This window comes from Salmonella enterica subsp. enterica serovar Typhimurium str. LT2, assembly GCF_000006945.2.
Taxonomy (GTDB): Bacteria; Pseudomonadota; Gammaproteobacteria; order Enterobacterales; family Enterobacteriaceae; genus Salmonella; species Salmonella enterica.
Genome location: NC_003197.2, coordinates 3,287,102 through 3,304,289, shown reverse-complemented (window position 1 = coordinate 3,304,289; position 17,188 = coordinate 3,287,102). Strand labels below are relative to the sequence as shown.

At 49.2% G+C, this 17,188-nt stretch carries 13 protein-coding genes and 15 other annotated features; of the genes, 9 read left to right on the top strand and 4 right to left on the bottom strand.

The window, feature by feature from the left end; genetic code table 11:
* The first annotated feature begins 68 nt into the window (after positions 1-68).
* Positions 69-74 (top strand) — a ribosome-binding site (putative RBS for gsp; RegulonDB:STMS1H003176).
* Positions 69-1,936 (top strand): glutathionylspermidine amidase gene (gsp, locus tag STM3139; RefSeq protein ID NP_462054.1). Within the gene, positions 80-1,936 belong to an annotated coding region; the region does not span the whole gene. (Overlaps the previous feature by 6 nt.)
* Before the next feature lie 662 nt (positions 1,937-2,598).
* Positions 2,599-2,604: a ribosome-binding site (putative RBS for STM3138; RegulonDB:STMS1H003175), on the top strand.
* Positions 2,599-3,664, top strand: a protein-coding gene (locus tag STM3138; protein ID NP_462053.1) for a putative methyl-accepting chemotaxis protein. Within the gene, positions 2,606-3,664 belong to an annotated coding region; the region does not span the whole gene. It overlaps the preceding feature by 6 nt.
* 299 nt (positions 3,665-3,963) lie before the next feature.
* Here STM3138 and STM3137 read toward each other — a convergent pair.
* The 3 genes from STM3137 to STM3135 form a co-directional block, all read right to left on the bottom strand.
* Positions 3,964-5,389 (bottom strand): putative uronate isomerase gene (locus STM3137; protein ID NP_462052.1). Within the gene, positions 3,964-5,376 belong to an annotated coding region; the region does not span the whole gene.
* Positions 5,384-5,389: a ribosome-binding site (putative RBS for STM3137; RegulonDB:STMS1H003174), on the bottom strand. Its footprint overlaps the gene before it by 6 nt.
* The gene (locus STM3136; protein ID NP_462051.1) for a putative D-mannonate oxidoreductase occupies positions 5,388-6,872 on the bottom strand. Within the gene, positions 5,388-6,860 belong to an annotated coding region; the region does not span the whole gene. The genes STM3137 and STM3136 overlap by 2 nt, the downstream gene beginning before the upstream one ends.
* Positions 6,867-6,872: a ribosome-binding site (putative RBS for STM3136; RegulonDB:STMS1H003173), on the bottom strand. Its footprint overlaps the gene before it by 6 nt.
* Before the next feature lie 98 nt (positions 6,873-6,970).
* Positions 6,971-8,208, bottom strand: a protein-coding gene (locus tag STM3135; protein ID NP_462050.1) for a putative mannonate hydrolase. Within the gene, positions 6,971-8,155 belong to an annotated coding region; the region does not span the whole gene.
* Positions 8,163-8,168 (bottom strand) — a ribosome-binding site (putative RBS for STM3135; RegulonDB:STMS1H003172). Its footprint overlaps the gene before it by 6 nt.
* Positions 8,173-8,181 (bottom strand) — a -10 signal (putative -10_signal for STM3135; RegulonDB:STMLTH004579).
* Positions 8,200-8,208, bottom strand: a -35 signal (putative -35_signal for STM3135; RegulonDB:STMLTH004579).
* Before the next feature lie 340 nt (positions 8,209-8,548).
* Positions 8,549-8,554: a ribosome-binding site (putative RBS for STM3134; RegulonDB:STMS1H003171), on the top strand.
* Between STM3135 and STM3134 the strand changes: the two genes are divergently transcribed.
* The 5 genes from STM3134 to STM3130 all read left to right on the top strand — a co-directional run bounded on the left by STM3134 (position 8,549) and on the right by STM3130 (position 13,691).
* Positions 8,549-9,864 (top strand): putative permease gene (locus STM3134; RefSeq protein ID NP_462049.1). Within the gene, positions 8,560-9,864 belong to an annotated coding region; the region does not span the whole gene. Its footprint overlaps the feature before it by 6 nt.
* Positions 9,865-10,254: 390 nt before the next feature.
* Positions 10,255-10,260 (top strand) — a ribosome-binding site (putative RBS for STM3133; RegulonDB:STMS1H003170).
* Positions 10,255-11,138 (top strand): putative amidohydrolase gene (locus tag STM3133; RefSeq protein ID NP_462048.1). Within the gene, positions 10,260-11,138 belong to an annotated coding region; the region does not span the whole gene. (Overlaps the previous feature by 6 nt.)
* Before the next feature lie 31 nt (positions 11,139-11,169).
* Positions 11,170-11,175, top strand: a ribosome-binding site (putative RBS for STM3132; RegulonDB:STMS1H003169).
* Positions 11,170-12,100, top strand: a protein-coding gene (locus tag STM3132) for a chitin deacetylase (RefSeq protein ID NP_462047.1). Within the gene, positions 11,177-12,100 belong to an annotated coding region; the region does not span the whole gene. It overlaps the preceding feature by 6 nt.
* A 718-nt stretch (positions 12,101-12,818) precedes the next feature.
* Positions 12,819-12,824 (top strand) — a ribosome-binding site (putative RBS for STM3131; RegulonDB:STMS1H003168).
* The gene (locus STM3131) for a putative cytoplasmic protein (RefSeq protein ID NP_462046.1) occupies positions 12,819-13,311 on the top strand. Within the gene, positions 12,826-13,311 belong to an annotated coding region; the region does not span the whole gene. Its footprint overlaps the feature before it by 6 nt.
* Positions 13,301-13,306, top strand: a ribosome-binding site (putative RBS for STM3130; RegulonDB:STMS1H003167). Its footprint overlaps the gene before it by 6 nt.
* Positions 13,301-13,691 (top strand): putative cytoplasmic protein gene (locus STM3130; protein ID NP_462045.1). Within the gene, positions 13,311-13,691 belong to an annotated coding region; the region does not span the whole gene. Before STM3131 ends, STM3130 begins: the two co-directional genes overlap by 11 nt.
* 135 nt (positions 13,692-13,826) lie before the next feature.
* Here STM3130 and STM3129 read toward each other — a convergent pair.
* The gene (locus STM3129) for a putative NAD-dependent aldehyde dehydrogenase (protein ID NP_462044.1) occupies positions 13,827-15,323 on the bottom strand. Within the gene, positions 13,827-15,311 belong to an annotated coding region; the region does not span the whole gene.
* Positions 15,318-15,323, bottom strand: a ribosome-binding site (putative RBS for STM3129; RegulonDB:STMS1H003166). Its footprint overlaps the gene before it by 6 nt.
* Before the next feature lie 138 nt (positions 15,324-15,461).
* Positions 15,462-15,467, top strand: a ribosome-binding site (putative RBS for STM3128; RegulonDB:STMS1H003165).
* Here STM3129 and STM3128 point away from each other — a divergent pair.
* Together STM3128 and STM3127 are read left to right on the top strand one after the other, a co-directional pair.
* Positions 15,462-16,774 (top strand): putative oxidoreductase gene (locus STM3128; RefSeq protein ID NP_462043.1). Within the gene, positions 15,473-16,774 belong to an annotated coding region; the region does not span the whole gene. Its footprint overlaps the feature before it by 6 nt.
* A 6-nt stretch (positions 16,775-16,780) precedes the next feature.
* Positions 16,781-16,786: a ribosome-binding site (putative RBS for STM3127; RegulonDB:STMS1H003164), on the top strand.
* Positions 16,781-17,163 (top strand): putative cytoplasmic protein gene (locus STM3127; protein NP_462042.1). Within the gene, positions 16,789-17,163 belong to an annotated coding region; the region does not span the whole gene. It overlaps the preceding feature by 6 nt.
* The last annotated feature ends 25 nt before the right edge of the window (positions 17,164-17,188 follow it).

Below are 17,188 nucleotides of genomic sequence, written 5' to 3'. Positions count from 1 at the left end.
TCCGGTTAGTGTCACAGAGCAGACAATCAGAGCGAAATCACGCCAGGCTGCTCAGGCGGTCTTGTTTTGAGGTAAGTGCATGAGCAAAGGAACCACCAGTCAGGATGCCCCCTTCGGGACATTATTGGGTTACGCCCCCGGCGGCGTAGCGATCTACTCTTCAGATTACAATTCCCTCGATCCGTGGGACGACGACGACGCAGCTTTTCGTAGCTACATCGACGATGAATACATGGGGCATAAATGGCAGTGCGTGGAATTTGCCCGCCGTTTTCTCTTTCTGAATTATGGCGTTGTTTTTACTGACGTCGGCATGGCCTGGGAAATCTTCTCGCTACGTTTTCTGCGCGAGGTCGTGAATGACAATATTTTGCCTTTGCAGGCCTTCCCGAACGGTTCGCCGCGCGCGCCGGAGGCCGGGGCGCTGCTCATCTGGCAAAAGGGCGGCGAGTTTAACGAAACCGGGCACGTCGCGATTATCACCCAACTCCTGGATAACAAAATTCGTATTGCTGAGCAAAACGTTATCCACACGCCATTGCCGCCAGGGCAGCAGTGGACTCGCGAACTGGAAATGGTCGTAGAAAACGGGTGTTACACCCTGCGCGACACCTTTGATGACACGACGATTTTAGGCTGGATGATCCAGACCGACGACACGCAATACAGTTTGTCACAGCCTGACATCGCGAATCAGTCGCTGGCGATTCGCGGCGCAAGACTGCCAGAGAAAGGTCAGTTTGACGGTCAGTGGCTGGATGAGCGCGATCCGTTACAAAAAGCCTATGTACAGGCGAACGGGCACGTTATCAATCAGGACCCGTACCAGTATTTTACCATCACCGAGAGCGCTGAACAGGAGCTTATCAAAGCGACCAATGAGTTGCATTTGATGTACCTGCACGCCACGGACAAAGTTTTAAAAGACGATAATCTGCTGGCGCTATTCGATATCCCCAAAATTCTTTGGCCGCGTCTGCGCCTCTCCTGGCAGCGCCGTCGTCACCATATGATCACCGGTCGTATGGATTTCTGCATGGATGAACGCGGGCTGAAAGTCTATGAATACAATGCCGATTCCGCATCATGCCATACCGAAGCGGGATTAATTCTCGAAAAATGGGCTGAGCAGGGCTATACCGGTAAAGGGCATAACCCGGCAGAGGGCTTAATTAACGAGCTGGCAGGCGCCTGGAAACACAGTAAAGCGCGTCCTTTCGTCCATATCATGCAGGATGATGATATCGAGGAGGACTATCACGCGCAGTTTATGCAGCAGGCGCTGCATCAGGCCGGCTTCGCGAGCAAAATCCTCCGCGGGCTGGGCGAGTTGCGCTGGGATGACGCCGGGCAGTTGATCGATGGCGACGGACGGCTGGTGAATTGTGTCTGGAAAACCTGGGCGTGGGAAACGGCGATGGAGCAGATACGCGAAGTCAGCGAGACGGAGTATGCCGCAGTGCCTATTCGTACCGGGCACCCGGAAAATGAAGTCCGGCTGATTGATGTATTACTGCGCCCGGAAGTGTTGGTGTTTGAACCGCTGTGGACGGTGATCCCGGGCAACAAAGCGATCCTGCCTATCCTGTGGTCGCTGTTCCCGCATCATCGCTATTTGCTCGACACGGATTTTACCGTTAACGATGAGCTGGTGCAGACCGGCTATGCGGTAAAACCGATAGCCGGACGTTGCGGTAGTAATATCGATTTGGTGAGCCATCAGGAAGAGCTACTGGATAAAACCAGCGGCAAGTTCGCCACGCAGAAAAATATCTATCAGCAGTTGTGGTGCCTGCCGAAGGTCGCCGGGAAGTATATTCAGGTCTGTACGTTTACCGTGGGCGGTAACTACGGCGGTACGTGCCTGCGCGGCGATGATTCATTAGTCATTAAAAAAGAGAGCGATATTGAACCGTTAATCGTCATCAAAGCGTAACGGGGTCATTCTCGTCGGGATATCGGCGTGGGTGCCGATATCCCGCCTGTTGTGTTTACCAGCGAAGGGCTATCAGCCTGCCATTTACTGGTAACATATGAGAAATAATATCACAAATTATTCTTAACTTTTCTGACGCAGGCGGTGACGCTCGCCTCGTTGGCGCATCCGTTTCCTGATTTTCGACTAATCGATACTTTTTGCGGCTGGTTACGCTGCCCCCATTCCTTTGGATTTAGGTCATGCCTGTTTGGCTGGTAAACGGACAGCATAATATATTGATGAGTCCAAATGATATTATTGGTCATATAAAAAGTTTACGTTAGGTTATTTTTCTATTGCAAAAGTTTGCGTTTAAACCCTGTTTGCAATCTTCGGGCCGAGATATAGATACACCTAAGTAAATGCAGTTAATTATTATTCAGCTATTATTGTCAGCCTTGTAAATAATATTTCCGTATAAAGCGAAGCGACTTCCATCATGACTATTAATGGTATTGTTGAATAGTTTACCTTGTAATTATTTAAGTTTGGTGGACGTTTTGTCTTATTCTGGTGAGCGTATGGTTATGGCAGATGACAGCCGATTTTTCATTATGTTAGCATGAGTTGATAATACTTTATCCAGGCATAGATCAGGATGTCCACATATAATAAGGAGAATGGTATATGTTTAAAAAAGTATTAGGCTTGCGCCACTGGAATAATAATGTTGTCAAAATACCGCCGCCAGCAGCAGAATCTGGCGCTAATGCGTCTGACGTGGTGGTGGATACTCCTGAGCCTTATGAGCGGATACTGTGTCAAAAAATTCTGATGGGGATCTCGACGATCGATATCATTCGTAATGCCATCATTAAATCCTGTGAGCAGCTCAACATTGAAAAAGAACGCATTAATGAACTTAATGAACAGAATGATAAAGCCAGAAGTTCATTAAAATCGCTCGTGGAATTTATCACCGAAATTGGCACGACTTCATCGGATATTGGCTGTCGTATGGGCGACTTAAATACCTCCTTAACGCAAATTAATGCGTGTATTAAAGAGATACAGAAGATCGCTAACCAGACCAATTTGATAGCGATTAACTCCGCGATCGAGGCCGCGCGCGTAGGGGATGCCGGGCGTGGTTTTAGCGTTATTTCGAAAGAGGTGAAAAACCTGTCCGAAGATGTTAAACACAGTTCGAAAAGCGTCAGTACGTTAACCTCTGTAATCAAAGATAATACGGCCAGAGTGAGTGAGGTGCTGGATAACCAACAGCCGGTTATTGATAATATTACGACTAACATAAATCAAATTGTGGAGTCTATTGGCATCGTCATCGATAAATCGCTGAGCATGAAATCGGTCATGCAGTACATCTCTACGGTGCAGTTTTTGAATATTGTCAAAGTTGACCATGTTATCTGGAAAATGGAAGTCTACAAATTACTCTTAAATAAAGACATAAACAGTAAAATAACGATGCACGATCAGTGTCGGCTGGGGAAATGGTACTACGGTTTTGAAGGGCAGCAGTTTAGCAATTACTACAGTTTCCGTAGTCTGGAAGCGCCGCATAAAGAGGTGCATACCGCTGGTCACTCTGCGCTGAACTATTTTGCCGCAGGCGATATGAATGCGATGTCGCAAGAACTCGACAGAATGGAGCGATCCAGTAATGAGGTGGTTAACCAGCTGGAAATGCTGGCTGTCGATTTGTTAAAAGAAACCACACTGTGAAGTCATAAGTTATTACCGTATAACCCACAGGATCCATCATCAACAGGACTGATGTATCACTCTTTCTGCACTGGAGTTATTCCGGACAGAGAAAAAAAGCATGACGCAGAAGATGGCTGTGTTTGTTTACCCGAATCACTTACCTTAGTAAGTGATTCGGGATTAATCAGTAACCTCTTTGCTTTTTATCGGCGGCCAGACTTTGGCTGGAAAAGTGCGTTACTGCTAAATTTCTCACTCTCTTACCGCCTTCCTGCCTCTCAAAATACCTGAAACCTGTGCTCACAGATTAATAGCGATTATTTAATCGTGAAATAACGTTGGGCATTATTGAAGCAGATATCCTGAACCATACGGCTTAGCATCGCTTCATCATCAGGAATCTCTCCGTCCTGCGCCCACTGTCCCAGCAGGTTACAGAGAATACGACGGAAATATTCATGTCGCGTATAAGAAAGGAAACTGCGGGAGTCGGTCAGCATCCCGACAAACTGACTTAACAGTCCCATTTGCGACAGTTGCTCCAGTTGGCGCAGCATACCGTCTTTCTGATCGTTAAACCACCAGCCGGAACCAAACTGCACTTTTCCGGCAATTCCCGGCCCCTGGAAGTTACCGATCATGGTCGCCAGGACTTCGTTATCACGTGGGTTCAGGCAATAGAGGATAGTCTTGGGCAGTTCATTGGTCACATCCATACTGTCGAGCAAACGGGAGAGCGCCCAGCTAATGTTATTATCGCCAATGGAGTCAAAGCCGGTATCCGGCCCCAGCAGGCGGAACATTCGGGTATTATTGTTACGGATCGCGCCAATATGTAGCTGCATCACCCAGCCGCGCGCGGCGTACTGGCGGCCCAGCCAGACCAGCACCGCCGTGGTAAACTGGGCGATCTCAAGTTCGCTCAGCGTTTCGCCAGCCAGACGTTTGCCCAGAATGGCGTCAAGCTGCGCGTCGTCGGGCACCGGCGCAAATCGCAGCGTTTCAATGCCATGATCCGACGCGCGGCAGCCGCAGGCGGCGAAATGGTCGAGGCGGCGAGTGAGCGCCTGACGTAAATCGTCGAAACGGGTAATGCTGACATCTGCCGCCGCTTCCAGTTTCCTCAGGTAATCGACAAAGCCGTCCAGTTCGATTTTGAAAACTTTGTCGGGGCGCCAGCTTGGCGCGACTTCAATATCAATGCTGTCGTCGGCGGCTATCTGGCGGTGATATTCCAGAGAATCTATCGGGTCGTCGGTGGTTCCGACCATCCGCACATTCATCTGCTGCATAATACCGCGCGCGGAAAAGGCCGGCGTCGCCAGTTTCTCATTACACTGCGTCCAGATACTTTCTGCGGTATCCGGTCCGAACAGCGTACCTGTAATGCCAAATGGACGGCGTAGTTCAAGGTGCGTCCAGTGATACAGCGGATTACCCAGCGTTTTTGGTACGGTATTGGCCCAGGCCATATATTTTTCATAATCGCTGGTCTCTTTGCCGGTGATCAGCGACTCATCCACGCCTGCGCTTCGTAGCGCTCGCCATTTATAGTGGTCGCCTTCCAGCCAGATCTGACCGAGGTTATCGAAACGGCGATCGTCGGCGATTTCCTGCGGACTTAAATGGCAGTGGAAGTCATAAATCGGCATGGGCGCGGCGTATTTATGGTACAGCGTGCGGGCAATGTCGTTTTTCAGTAGAAAATCTTCAGTCATAAACGTAGCCATGATTTATCTCCTTACTTAGCCAGCGCTTCTACCGTGGCTTTCGCGCCATTCTGCAATAGCTGTTGGTAAGCGTCGGTAACGGCTTGCACAAATTCGTGGTTCTTCGGCAGGTCGTTGCCAAAGATAGACTCGATGGCCAGTAGCCCGCGAACGCGTTCTTCCGGCGTCTGATATTGCTGATGAATCGCCTGATACTGTGCAAGCAGCGGATCGACGACATCAATGGTTTTACCTTGCTCATCGACACCGCCGACATAACGCATCCATCCGGCGACGCCCAGCGTCAGGCGGCGATAGTCATCGCCCTGTTGCAAGTGCAGACGTACCGGGTCCAACAAACGCTGCGGCAGTTTCTGACTGCCATCCATCGCGATCTGCCAGGTGCGGTGTTTCAACGAGGGGTTAGTGAAACGCGCAATCAACAAATTCGCATACCCTTCCAGATCGGTGCCTTCCGGCATTGACAACGTCGGCGCTTGTTCATCAAGCATCAGCGCCAGCGCCGCGCGACGGTAAGCCGGGTTAGTCATAGTATCGGCGATAGTGTCATACCCGCCGAGATAACCCAGATAGGCGAGGAAAGAGTGACTGCCGTTAAGCATACGCAGCTTCATCATCTCAAACGGTACGACATCTGCAACGAATTGCGCGCCGACGGTATCCCAGTCCGGGCGACCATTCACAAAGTTATCTTCGATGACCCACTGGCGGAAGGGTTCGCAGGCGATAGCGCAGGGATCATAAACGCCTAACTGGTCGGCAACCAGTTGTAGCGTCTCTTCGGTCGCTGCCGGAACAATGCGGTCAACCATGGTGCAGGGGAAGGTCACATTGTCGGCAATCCATGCGGCGAGGGCGGCATCGCGAGCTTTCGCCAGGCCGAGGACGGCAGCCTTCGCGACGTGACCATTCTCGCGCACGTTATCGCACGACAGCACGGTAAAAGCTTTCAGTCCTTGCTCCCGGCGCATGTTTAGCGCTTCGACAATATAGCCAATGGCGGATTTAGGCTGCTGTGGATGGGCAAGATCGTTTTGGATCAGCGGGTTATTGACATCAAGCTCGCCGCTGGCGGGGTCGGTGCAGTAGCCTTTTTCGGTCACGGTTAAGGAGACGATGGCGGTTTCCGGGCGCGCCATTGCCGCCAGAATCCCTGCATGACCGTCGAATTCAGGGTGTAGCGCTTCTTTCATTGAACCGATAATTTTCAGTTCGGTGCTTTCTGCGCCGCGTTCTGCAACGGTGTACAGCAGATTTTGCGCTTTCAGGTTCGCGATCAGCCGCGCGTCGTTACCCGGCATCAGGTTCACTTCACAAATGCCCCAGTCGCTGTCGCTCTTTTCCAGTAGATGATGGGTAAAGAGCGCCTGGTGCGCGCGGTGAAACGCCCCGCAGCCCAGATGCACAATACGGGATACCAGACGTGATTTGTCCCAGTTTGGGCGGGCGACGGAAACCTGGGCGGTGGCGATATTCTGTTCCATTGCAAACTCCTGTCATTCGACGTCTTCGCCCGCGATCTCCGGGGCGAGGCATGTTGCTATTGCATTGAGTAGGGGAAATCGCATGACGCGTCGCGCCATGCGAAAGAAGGTTATTTGCTAAAGAAAGCGCGCTGGATAGCCAGTTCGACGCCGCGGACTTCCGCAAGCCCTTTCAGACGGCCAATGGCGGAATAACCCGGATTCGTTTTCTTCTTCAGATCGTCCAGCATCTGATGACCGTGGTCCGGGCGCATTGGGATCAGATCGTCGCTACCTTCGGCTTTACGACGGTGCTCTTCTTCCACAATCGCTTTAACGACTTCATACATATCCACATCGCCGTGCAAATGGGCGGCCTCGTGGAAGGTCTTCGGATTCTCTTCGCGCAGCGTAGAGCGCAGATGCGTAAAGTAGATGCGCGGACCAAACTGTTTGATCATATCAACCAGATCGTTGTCGGCGCGCACGCCGTAAGATCCGGTACACATGGTGAAGCCGTTCGCCATGCTATTAACGGTTTCCACCATCCATTGCATGTCTTCAATGGTAGAGACAATGCGCGGCAGGCCGAGAATAGGGCGCGGCGGATCGTCAGGGTGAACGGCCATACGCACGCCAACCTCGTCGGCAACCGGAATAATGGCTTTCAGGAAATAGGCAAAATGTTCACGCAGTTTTGCTTTATCGATATCTTTATACGTCGCCAGGTGTTGACGGAACTGATCCAGCGTATAGCCTTCTTCCGCGCCAGGTAAACCGGCAATAATGTTGCGGGTCAGACGTGCTTTGTCTTCCTCGCTCATGGTGGCGAAACGCCGCTCTGCCTGAGCAATCTCTTCTGCCGTATAGTCGGCTTCTGCTCCCGGACGCTTCAGGATATGCAGTTCGAACGCGGCGAATTCAATCTGGTCAAAACGCAACGCTTTGGAACCATCCGGTAATACGTATTCCAGATCCGTACGTGTCCAGTCCAGTACCGGCATAAAGTTATAGCAAACCGTATAGATACCGCATTGCGCCAGGTTACGCAGCGTTTGCTGGTAGTTTTTGATCCATAAATCGTACTGACCGGTGTGGGTTTTGATATCTTCGTGGATAGGTACGCTCTCTACCACAGACCACTCCAGACCCGCCTCTTCAACGATAGCTTTACGTTTCTGGATCTCGTCTACCGACCAAATTTCTCCATTCGGGATATGGTGTAACGCCGTTACCACGCCGGTTGCGCCAGCCTGGCGTACATCTGACAGCGTTACCGGGTCGTTAGGTCCGTACCAGCGCCAGGTTTGTTTCATATCTCGTTTCCTCTTCTTGCGATAACGTCTTCGTGGTTGACCCATTGCCAGCCAACTTCGAAACGTGCTTTGTAAACCCGTTCTGCCCCCTAAATTCAACCAAAATTTTTCTCATGTCAACCTTATTGTCTAAATTGGCTAACCAAATCACAAATATCATCATTCACGGTCTGCCAATTTTATTTATTTGATCTGTGTCAATTTTTGCTGGGTGGAAAGCATTCACCATTCAACTTGAAATGAGTTGATGTATTTATTTCAAGAATATTAAAGGCGGGAGTTGCCGCCAGATTTTGACCGGTCCGGATGAGAAAATATTGATTGGTCAACCAATTTTTGTGATTTCAGTTTTCCCGCTACAGGTCAGACGGCGCGGAGCTAATGTTTTTTAACGAGGCTTTATCATGAAGATGACAAAATTAAGATGGTGGATTATCGGCCTGGTCTGCGTAGGGACCATCGTAAACTACCTGTCCCGTAGCTCGCTTAGCGTTGCGGCGCCAGCGATGATGAAAGAACTCCATTTTGATGAGCAACAATATTCCTGGGTGGTGAGCGCCTTCCAGCTTTGTTACACCATTGCGCAGCCGATCACCGGCTATTTGATGGATGTCATCGGACTGAAAATCGGCTTCTTTATCTTTGCCTTGTTGTGGTCGCTGATCAACATGGCGCACGCGCTGGCCGGCGGCTGGATAAGTCTGGCATTTCTGCGTGGTCTGATGGGGCTAACCGAAGCGTCAGCGATTCCGGCCGGGATTAAAGCCAGCGCCGAATGGTTCCCGACGAAAGAACGCGGTATTGCGGGGGGCCTGTTTAATATCGGTACTTCAATTGGCGCGATGCTGGCGCCGCCGCTGGTGGTCTGGGCGATGCTGACCTTTGCTGATAGCGGCATCGGTACTGAAATGGCGTTTGTGATTACCGGTGGGATCGGCGTGCTGTTCGCCATCACCTGGTTCCTGATTTATAACTCGCCAAATAAACACCCGTGGATCACCCACAAAGAGCTGCGTTATATCGAAGACGGCCAGGAAAGCTATCTCCAGGACGATAATAAAAAACCGGCCGTTAAAGAGATCGTTAAAAAGCGTAACTTCTGGGCATTGGCGATTACCCGTTTTCTTGCTGACCCGGCATGGGGAACGCTGAGTTTCTGGATGCCGCTGTATCTGATTAACGTGATGCATCTGCCGTTAAAAGAGATCGCCATGTTTGCCTGGCTGCCGTTCCTGGCGGCGGACTTCGGCTGCGTTGCAGGCGGTTTCCTGGCGAAGTTCTTCATGGAAAAGATGCACATGACCACGATCAATGCGCGTCGTTGTAGCTTTACCATCGGCGCTGTTTTGATGATTTCGATCGGTTTTGTCAGCATTACGACTAACCCGTATGTCGCCATTGCATTGATGAGTATTGGCGGTTTTGCGCACCAGACGCTGTCTACCGTCGTGATTACCATGAGCGCTGACCTGTTCAAGAAAAATGAGGTCGCGACGGTTGCCGGTCTGGCAGGATCTGCGGCATGGATGGGACAGTTAAGCTTCAACCTGTTTATGGGGGCATTGGTCGCTATTATCGGTTACGGCCCGTTCTTCATTGCACTCAGTCTGTTCGATATTATCGGCGCCATCATCCTGTGGGTACTGATTAAAGATCCGGAAAAGCACCACCCGCCAATGACGGAACAGCCGCTGGCGTCTCACCGCTAAAGCTGTCTCGGTTTCACAGGCCTGATAAGCGAAGCGCTACCGGGTTCTAACGGCCACCTTCGGGTGGCCGTCTTCATTACCCTTATCGGTAAAAATACGCGTTGGTTTTATACCAGCGCGTTATCATTTAGTTTGCCTGATTATTTTCAGATGCTGAAAATAATATTGTGGTAAGGGTTATTGTTTTTCGCCTGGATTTTTATCGACTCTCTGTCTCGCTGCGATCATCGATAAAGTCCCCTTTATGTAAATAAAGGTTCAATGCTTCTACTCTTTTCTCCATATATTTTGCGCAGCTTCACAAAAAATAACCTGATGTCGTAATGTCCACTCCCTAATATTCTCCATGCGCTATACGTTAATTTAAGTTTAAATTTCATGCCGGGGATATCACGATGCCACGTAATTTTACTGTTTCAGCCTGTCAGTATATTGTTACCGAAATAAACACTTTTGAAGATTTCATAACAAAGGTAAGGATACTTCTTAATAAAAGTCAGGGAGCTGATGTCGTTATCTTCCCGGAGCTATTTACCATTGAGCTATTTACACTATTGAAAAAATGGCAAGAAAGACCCATTTCACACCTTACTTTAATTGATCAGTTCACGGATGCCTATAAGCAGCTTTTTCAACAGGAAGCGAAAGAAAGAGGACAGTTCATTATTGCTGGCTCTCATCTGGAGCAGACTGGAGCAGATCGCTATGAGAATGTTGCGCATATATGGGGACCCGATGGCGAACATTATGCTCACAGTAAGACGCATATCTTCCCGGCTGAACGGGGTTGGTATACTCAGGAAGGCGATAAAATGGCTGTTTTTCAACTGCCATTTGCAAAGGTGGGTTTTAATATTTGTTATGAAGCAGAAATACCGGAGTGTGCCGCGACGCTGGCGGAACAGGGTGTGGAGTTAATTTTAACGCCTTCCGCTACGTTTACTGAACAGGGATTTTGGCGAGTCAGGCATTGTTGCCACGCACGTTGTATTGAAAATCAAATTTATCTTGTTCACTGTTGCCTGGGAGGAAACCCGGGCGGGCCACTGCCAGGCTGCTGGGCCCGAAGTTCAATTTTAAGCCCCTGTGATGTCGTGTGGAAAAATCCACAAGGTATTATCGCAGAGGCGCACGTCAATCAAGAGGATGTCATTTCAGGAGAAATTAACCTCGATGTTCTATATGAAAATAGACTTGGGGGGGCAGCAACAACGTTCAAGGACAGACGCAGAAAAGCAGGCATATATAATATCTGGCCATCACACATTAAATAACAGAATGTGTCCCTTCTATGTATTAGCTGGAGGTCGTTATGGGATATTTAAAATTACCTGAGGGTAAAAGGATTGCGGTCAATCTTGGTGTTGATGTAGATGCTCAGTCTTTATGGCTGGGCGGATTTAATCGACCGTCGCCATCCTTTATGTCACGAGGAGAGTTTGGTGCTCAAGTTGGCGTACCAAGGCTTCTGAAATTGTTCAAAGAAAATAATATCAAAACCACCTTTTTTATTCCCGGACACACTGTAGACACCTTCCCGGAAATCATTAAAGCAATTTTTGATGCCGGGCATGAAATCGCTCACCATGGCTACTATCATGAAAATCCGACGCTGGTGAATCGTGATACAGAACGCCGACTTATGGATCTGGCGTTCGCCTGTTATAAAAGACATTTCGGCATACGCCCTGTGGGATACCGTTCTCCCTATTGGGATTATAGCGAGAATACGCTGGATCTTCTGGAGGAAGCCGGTTTTCTCTATGACAGTAGCCTGATGGCGAGAGATCTTGTGCCTTACCATCCTCAACGTTGGCAGGTGAATTGGGAGACGGGAAATATCGCAGGCCCGGCCAGCGCGATTCTGGAAATTCCTGTTAGCTGGTATCTGGATGATTTTCCCGCACTGGCGTATACCGGCAACCAGGAGGGGATGAGCGATACTGACGGTGTTCTGCGACGCTGGAAGGATATTTTTACCTATGCTTATCACCATCAGGAAAACAGTTTATATGCGATGGCTCTTCATCCGCAGATAATCGGTCATGGGCATCATATGATGATGTTGTTACGTTTGATTGAACATATTAAAGGGCATGATGGCGTATGGTTTGCAACCTGTGAAGAGATAGCCAGTGTCTGGGTGGATGACGAAGAGGATCGACAAAAAATGCTCCGTCCTGATGTTCGTGGCGTAGCGCCGGTTCCGGATGATTATGGCTGGCCGGGCAAATGATATCACCTCATGACAATGTTAATATCAGTCGGGTAACGGATTACCCGGGCAGAAGTTACCTGTTTGCCCGCTCGTTAATGCATATTGTCCATCAGAAAGGGAGACTATCCCGGGACGTATAAAATCTTTTTTATTTCGGTCAAAACGTTAATCAACGAGAATAGTTTGTTTTTTGATTTAAATCATTTTTTAGTTTTCACAGGATAATAAGCAAATAACATTTATAATGTGAGTATTAAGAAAAATAAAATTTCCATAGTGATTAATTTTCATTTAACCCTTTGATTTTTAATGTTTTTGTGTGTGTTAATTGATGTAAATCAATTTGGATTTTTTTATTAAATAAGTAAAAATTAAGTTGATATTTGCTTTTTGATGTGTTTTTTATATATAGCTGATTATTATTCTGAAATGTCAATTTTTGAATAACGACGCTGTGATACCGGCACCAGGGATACTTTGCGATAAAAGGGATTGAATATGGCAGAGAGCGTTCAGTATAACCTCAATTGTATTTGGCCACAGCGGGCCAAAACCCTCTATTGCTTTGCAACCAGCGGAATAACGTTCATCAGACGTGGGTAAACGTCGGCAAAATCCCTGCAAACCTGGCGCTTTTCACGCTGTGTTTTTTGGTCGTTGCGCTTTTAATAAGAGTCACAAGCGCTGGCCGCCGGTATTCGTCTGGCTGCTGAACTGCCACCTGATCAACAAGGAGATAAATCATGGATGCGATTTTTTTAAAGCTCGACAATATCAAAGGCGAAAGCCAGGTTGAAGGCTTTGAAGATCAGATAGAGATCATGTCTTATAGCCACAATGTGGCAATGCAGGTAAATAACGATGTTAGCCTCACTGAGCGGACTTCCGGGCGCGCGCATGTTGGTGAAATGTCGCTCACCAAATTTGTCGACCTCGCCACGCCTGTGCTCAATGAGTACTGCTGTAGCGGGAGGCTAATTAGAACCGCGGTGCTGACGTTGTGCCGCAATGACGACGGCAAAATGCGGTCGCTTATCGTTTATACCCTGACAAACGTGCTGATATCACAACTCAGTGTTAGCGGCGGCGCCGGCGGTAAGCCGGTGGAAACGATGTCGCTGAACTTCACGAAAATCGAATGGCAAATCACTGCCGAGAAATCAGACGGCGCTCAGCAGGAGTCCAGAACGTCAGTATGGGATCTGGCGATGAACCAGATAGGGAAATGATGATGACACCAACCATTCCGGTCGCGCTATTCGACAGGCTCTTGGTTGAGGGGATAAGCCCACATGAATTGGTACGACGCAAGTTAATGTGTTTATTCAACTCTTGCGCCGTGCCAGGTGGCGAGACATTACCGCCGCTGCTCACTCGGGGTATGCCGGAATGGCACGAGGTGAATGTGGGTGACAAACGGGTTCTCAACTGGTTTTGCCGTGAGCTTCGCGCTGCTATTTTACGTTATGAACCGAGCATCAATATGCTGAAAGTCAGTGTAAAAGATGCCCATCATCAGACGCTGGCGTTGTCTTTGGAAGCGATGTTACAGGATGAGTCTGAACCGTTAAGGCTGGAGATAGCCTACTCTAACGGTAGATGGCGCTAGTAATGCAGGAAGGAACGCCGGGCCGGGCGTTTAACATTATCCCAAAAGCAAAAAAACGCAGCGAGCGAACCTGATAATCAGGCAGACAGTCCACCTTTCGGTATGGTTGATCTGCCTGCATCATTTTCAGGATGGTTAATAACGGACCATGACAGATTTAAGTTCGGTATAGTCATCAATAAACGCGCTGCCAAATTCACGACCTATGCCCGATCCTTTCATCCCTCCAAAGGGTACCGCGGGATCGAGGAAGGTATGCATATTGACCCACACCATGCCAGCATCAATATCTTCAGCGTAGCGTAATGCCTTAGATATATTTTCCGACCACACACTTGCAGCAAGGCCGAATGGCGAATCGTTGATATGCGAAAGCGCCTCTTTTTCATTCTGATAACCGATAAAGCTACAGACAGGGCCAAAGGTCTCCTCGTGCATCAGCGTACTGTTTTTACTACGCACTTTTACCGCTGTCGGCTGTAAAAAGTACCCTTCGCCGGGTAAAGTTTCACCGCCATAAACAATGGTATCCCCTTCTTCCCGTGCACGTTGAATCAGACGCAGCACTTTTTCAAGCTGAACCTGATTCGCCAGCGGGCCCATCACCGTTTTTTCATCTAAAGGCGAGCCGGGCACGATCTCCGATAACCGTTGTCTGAGGAGCGTCATGACCGTATCCAGTTTTTCCTGGGGCAGATAAAAACGCTCTGCGGCAGCACAAATTTGCCCTTGATTCAGATAACCGGCTTCAAGAATACCGTTGACCATGGCTTGTGCCGTGAGATCATTGAGAAACAGCGCCGCATTTTTCCCTCCTAGTTCGAGGGTAACGCGTTTTCCTGACGATGTTGCCGAACGCCGGACTTTCTCACCTGTCGCGACTGACCCGGTGAAACTCACTTTGGCGCAATCTGGATGCGCGATCAGCTGTTGCGCTATCTCACCGCCAGCACCGTTTACCACGTTAATTACGCCATCAGGGAAACCTGCCTCTTTAGCCAGCTCAGCGACTCGCAGCAGTGTCAGCGGGGTATATTCACTTGGTTTAATGACGATGGTGCAGCCACATACCAGCGCTGCGGCCAGTTTCCAGATAGCAATCATAATTGAGAAATTCCACGGCACAATACCGACGACCACGCCAATGGGTTGGCGTTGGGTAAACGCTGTGTATCTCTCTTCTCCCATTGATGGCAGGGAGACATTCAGCGTTTCACCGGTTATTTTTCCTGCCCAACCGGCAAAGTAACGCAGGAAGGCCACTGACTGATCGAGTTCAAGACCGCGCGACAGCATAATCGTTTTACCTGAACAGACGCTTTCCAGTTGAGCTAACTCTTCACGATGAGCGGCAAGAGTATCAGCCAGTTTCAGCAGTAATGCGCCGCGTTGTAACGTTGGCATTTTACGCCAGACATCAAACGCCCGTCTGGCGCTCTGCATGGCCTCTTCTGCCTGCGCAGGGGTTGCCGACACAACGTCGGCGATGATTTTGCCGGTGGCTGGGTTAGTGACCGAGAAGTTCGTGCCGTTTCCGGCCTGACGTTCACCTGCAATAAATTGTCCGTGTCGTTGGCGTAAAAAAGTCGTTACTTCGGCAAGTAATGTCACGTCGCTCATCAGAAGTGCCTGTAGGTCAGGAATGTACGTTTTTCCATCTCAACATACTTGCCTGGAACTGAATATCGTTCCAAAGAACGTCATTCTTCCGGACGATATTTTGTAAAACGTTACCGTGCTGTGATAGCGGTCTTAGTCAAGCGTGATGACAAGGTAACGCGATGAATACAAAAATCGATGCGTTGAATTACTACGGCGCGACGAAAAAATACCCGTTGCATTTTCCTGCTCTGCAAGACGATATTGATGCCGATGTGGTGATCATTGGCGGTGGCTTTTCAGGCATCAATACCGCGCTGGAACTGGCGGAGCAGGGGATCACTAATGTTGTCGTTCTGGAAGCCCGCCATCTTGGGTATGGCGGCACCGGGCGAAACGGCGGTCAGGTGATGGCCGGTATAGGTCACGACATCGAAGCCGTTAAAAAATATGTAGGCGCAGCGGGAATGGAGACGCTGTTTAAAATCTCGAACCTCGGCGCAGGCATTATTCGGGAGCGAATTCGTAAATACCATATTGATGCTGATTTTGTCCCCGGATATGGTTATCTGGCCTACAACCAGCGGCAGTTAAAAACGCTGCAACAATGGGAAAAAGAATTCAAAGCCGCTACGCCGGAAGACGATATTGAACTCTATACCGGTAAAGACGTGCAGCAGGTTATCGGTTCCGACGTCTACTGCGGTGTTCTCAAGCATATGGGGGGAGGGCATGTCCACTCGCTGAATTTATTGCTGGGCTCCGCTCAGGCTGCGAATTCGCTGGGGGTGAAGATATTCGAATATTCACCTGTGGTTGAGGTCAGTTACGGTAAAACTGTGCGGGTACGTACTGCGATGGGCAGCGTAAAAGCGGCCAAATTGCTGTGGGCCTGTGATAGTTTTCTCAATAATCTGGAACCAGAAATTTATAAGAAAACGCTGGTTACTTATTCTTATCAGGTCTCTACAGAACCTCTCTCCAGCGAGCTTGTTGAGCGGATCAGTCCCTTGCGCGGGGCTTTTAGTGATATCCGCCCGGTGATAAATTACTACCGTCTCACAAAAGAAAACCGTCTGCTGTTTGGCAGCGCCACAAGGTTTCTTGAATATACCCCGCACGATTTTGCTGCCTGGAACCGCACTCTGTTGACGGAGGTCTTTCCTTATTTGAAAGACGTTAAAATCGATTTTGCCTGGGGCGGACCGATGGCCTGTAGCGCGAATCTGTTTCCGCAGATTGGCACGCTTCGTGAGCACAATAATGTTTTTTATGTTCAGGGTTATTCCGGATTTGGCGTCACGCCTTCCCATATTGTATGCAAAATCCTGGCCGAAGGAATAAATGGCGGTTCCGAGCGGTATCGTCTGATGAGTAGCATTCCCCACGCGACAATTTATGGTCGCGACAGTCTACGTCTATTGCTGGTCAGTGCGGGAAAACTGATACATCAAACAGCCGGTTTCTGGAAAGGCCGGAATTAACCAGGAGAACATTAATGCAAGCTTTTAAACTCAATCAACCTGTTCCTGAATTACAGCCAATCGGGAGTGTCAGCCTGTTGGGGGCGTTGCCAACAGAAGGCGATCCCCAGGTCGCCGTTGCGATGATTTACGGTAAACCTGAGGACGTATTTACCTGTGGACTGTTTTCATCGACCCGCGGCGGTTTCACTATGATTTATCCCTTTACCGAGCACGCAACCGTGCTGGAAGGGGAAGTGGAACTCACTGTTGCGGGTCAGGAACCGATACGTTTTTCACCAGGCGATAGTTGGTTTGTTGAACAGGGAACCGAAGTGGCATGGAAAGTTTTAACGCCCCGTTTTGTAAAACATTATCTGGCAAAAGTTGAAAGCCATAAGCAGGGTTGAATCCTTTAATTGTTCGTCAGTAGCG

What these genes read in the sequence shown, in the direction of transcription:
- gsp (NP_462054.1), top strand. Translation starts at nt 80, where the DNA reads ATGAGCAAAGGAACCACCAGTCAGGATGCCCCCTTCGGGACATTATTG.
- STM3138 (NP_462053.1), top strand. Translation starts at nt 2,606, where the DNA reads ATGTTTAAAAAAGTATTAGGCTTGCGCCACTGGAATAATAATGTTGTC.
- STM3137 (NP_462052.1), bottom strand. Translation starts at nt 5,376, where the DNA reads ATGGCTACGTTTATGACTGAAGATTTTCTACTGAAAAACGACATTGCC.
- STM3136 (NP_462051.1), bottom strand. Translation starts at nt 6,860, where the DNA reads ATGGAACAGAATATCGCCACCGCCCAGGTTTCCGTCGCCCGCCCAAAC.
- STM3135 (NP_462050.1), bottom strand. Translation starts at nt 8,155, where the DNA reads ATGAAACAAACCTGGCGCTGGTACGGACCTAACGACCCGGTAACGCTG.
- STM3134 (NP_462049.1), top strand. Translation starts at nt 8,560, where the DNA reads ATGAAGATGACAAAATTAAGATGGTGGATTATCGGCCTGGTCTGCGTA.
- STM3133 (NP_462048.1), top strand. Translation starts at nt 10,260, where the DNA reads ATGCCACGTAATTTTACTGTTTCAGCCTGTCAGTATATTGTTACCGAA.
- STM3132 (NP_462047.1), top strand. Translation starts at nt 11,177, where the DNA reads ATGGGATATTTAAAATTACCTGAGGGTAAAAGGATTGCGGTCAATCTT.
- STM3131 (NP_462046.1), top strand. Translation starts at nt 12,826, where the DNA reads ATGGATGCGATTTTTTTAAAGCTCGACAATATCAAAGGCGAAAGCCAG.
- STM3130 (NP_462045.1), top strand. Translation starts at nt 13,311, where the DNA reads ATGATGACACCAACCATTCCGGTCGCGCTATTCGACAGGCTCTTGGTT.
- STM3129 (NP_462044.1), bottom strand. Translation starts at nt 15,311, where the DNA reads ATGAGCGACGTGACATTACTTGCCGAAGTAACGACTTTTTTACGCCAA.
- STM3128 (NP_462043.1), top strand. Translation starts at nt 15,473, where the DNA reads ATGAATACAAAAATCGATGCGTTGAATTACTACGGCGCGACGAAAAAA.
- STM3127 (NP_462042.1), top strand. Translation starts at nt 16,789, where the DNA reads ATGCAAGCTTTTAAACTCAATCAACCTGTTCCTGAATTACAGCCAATC.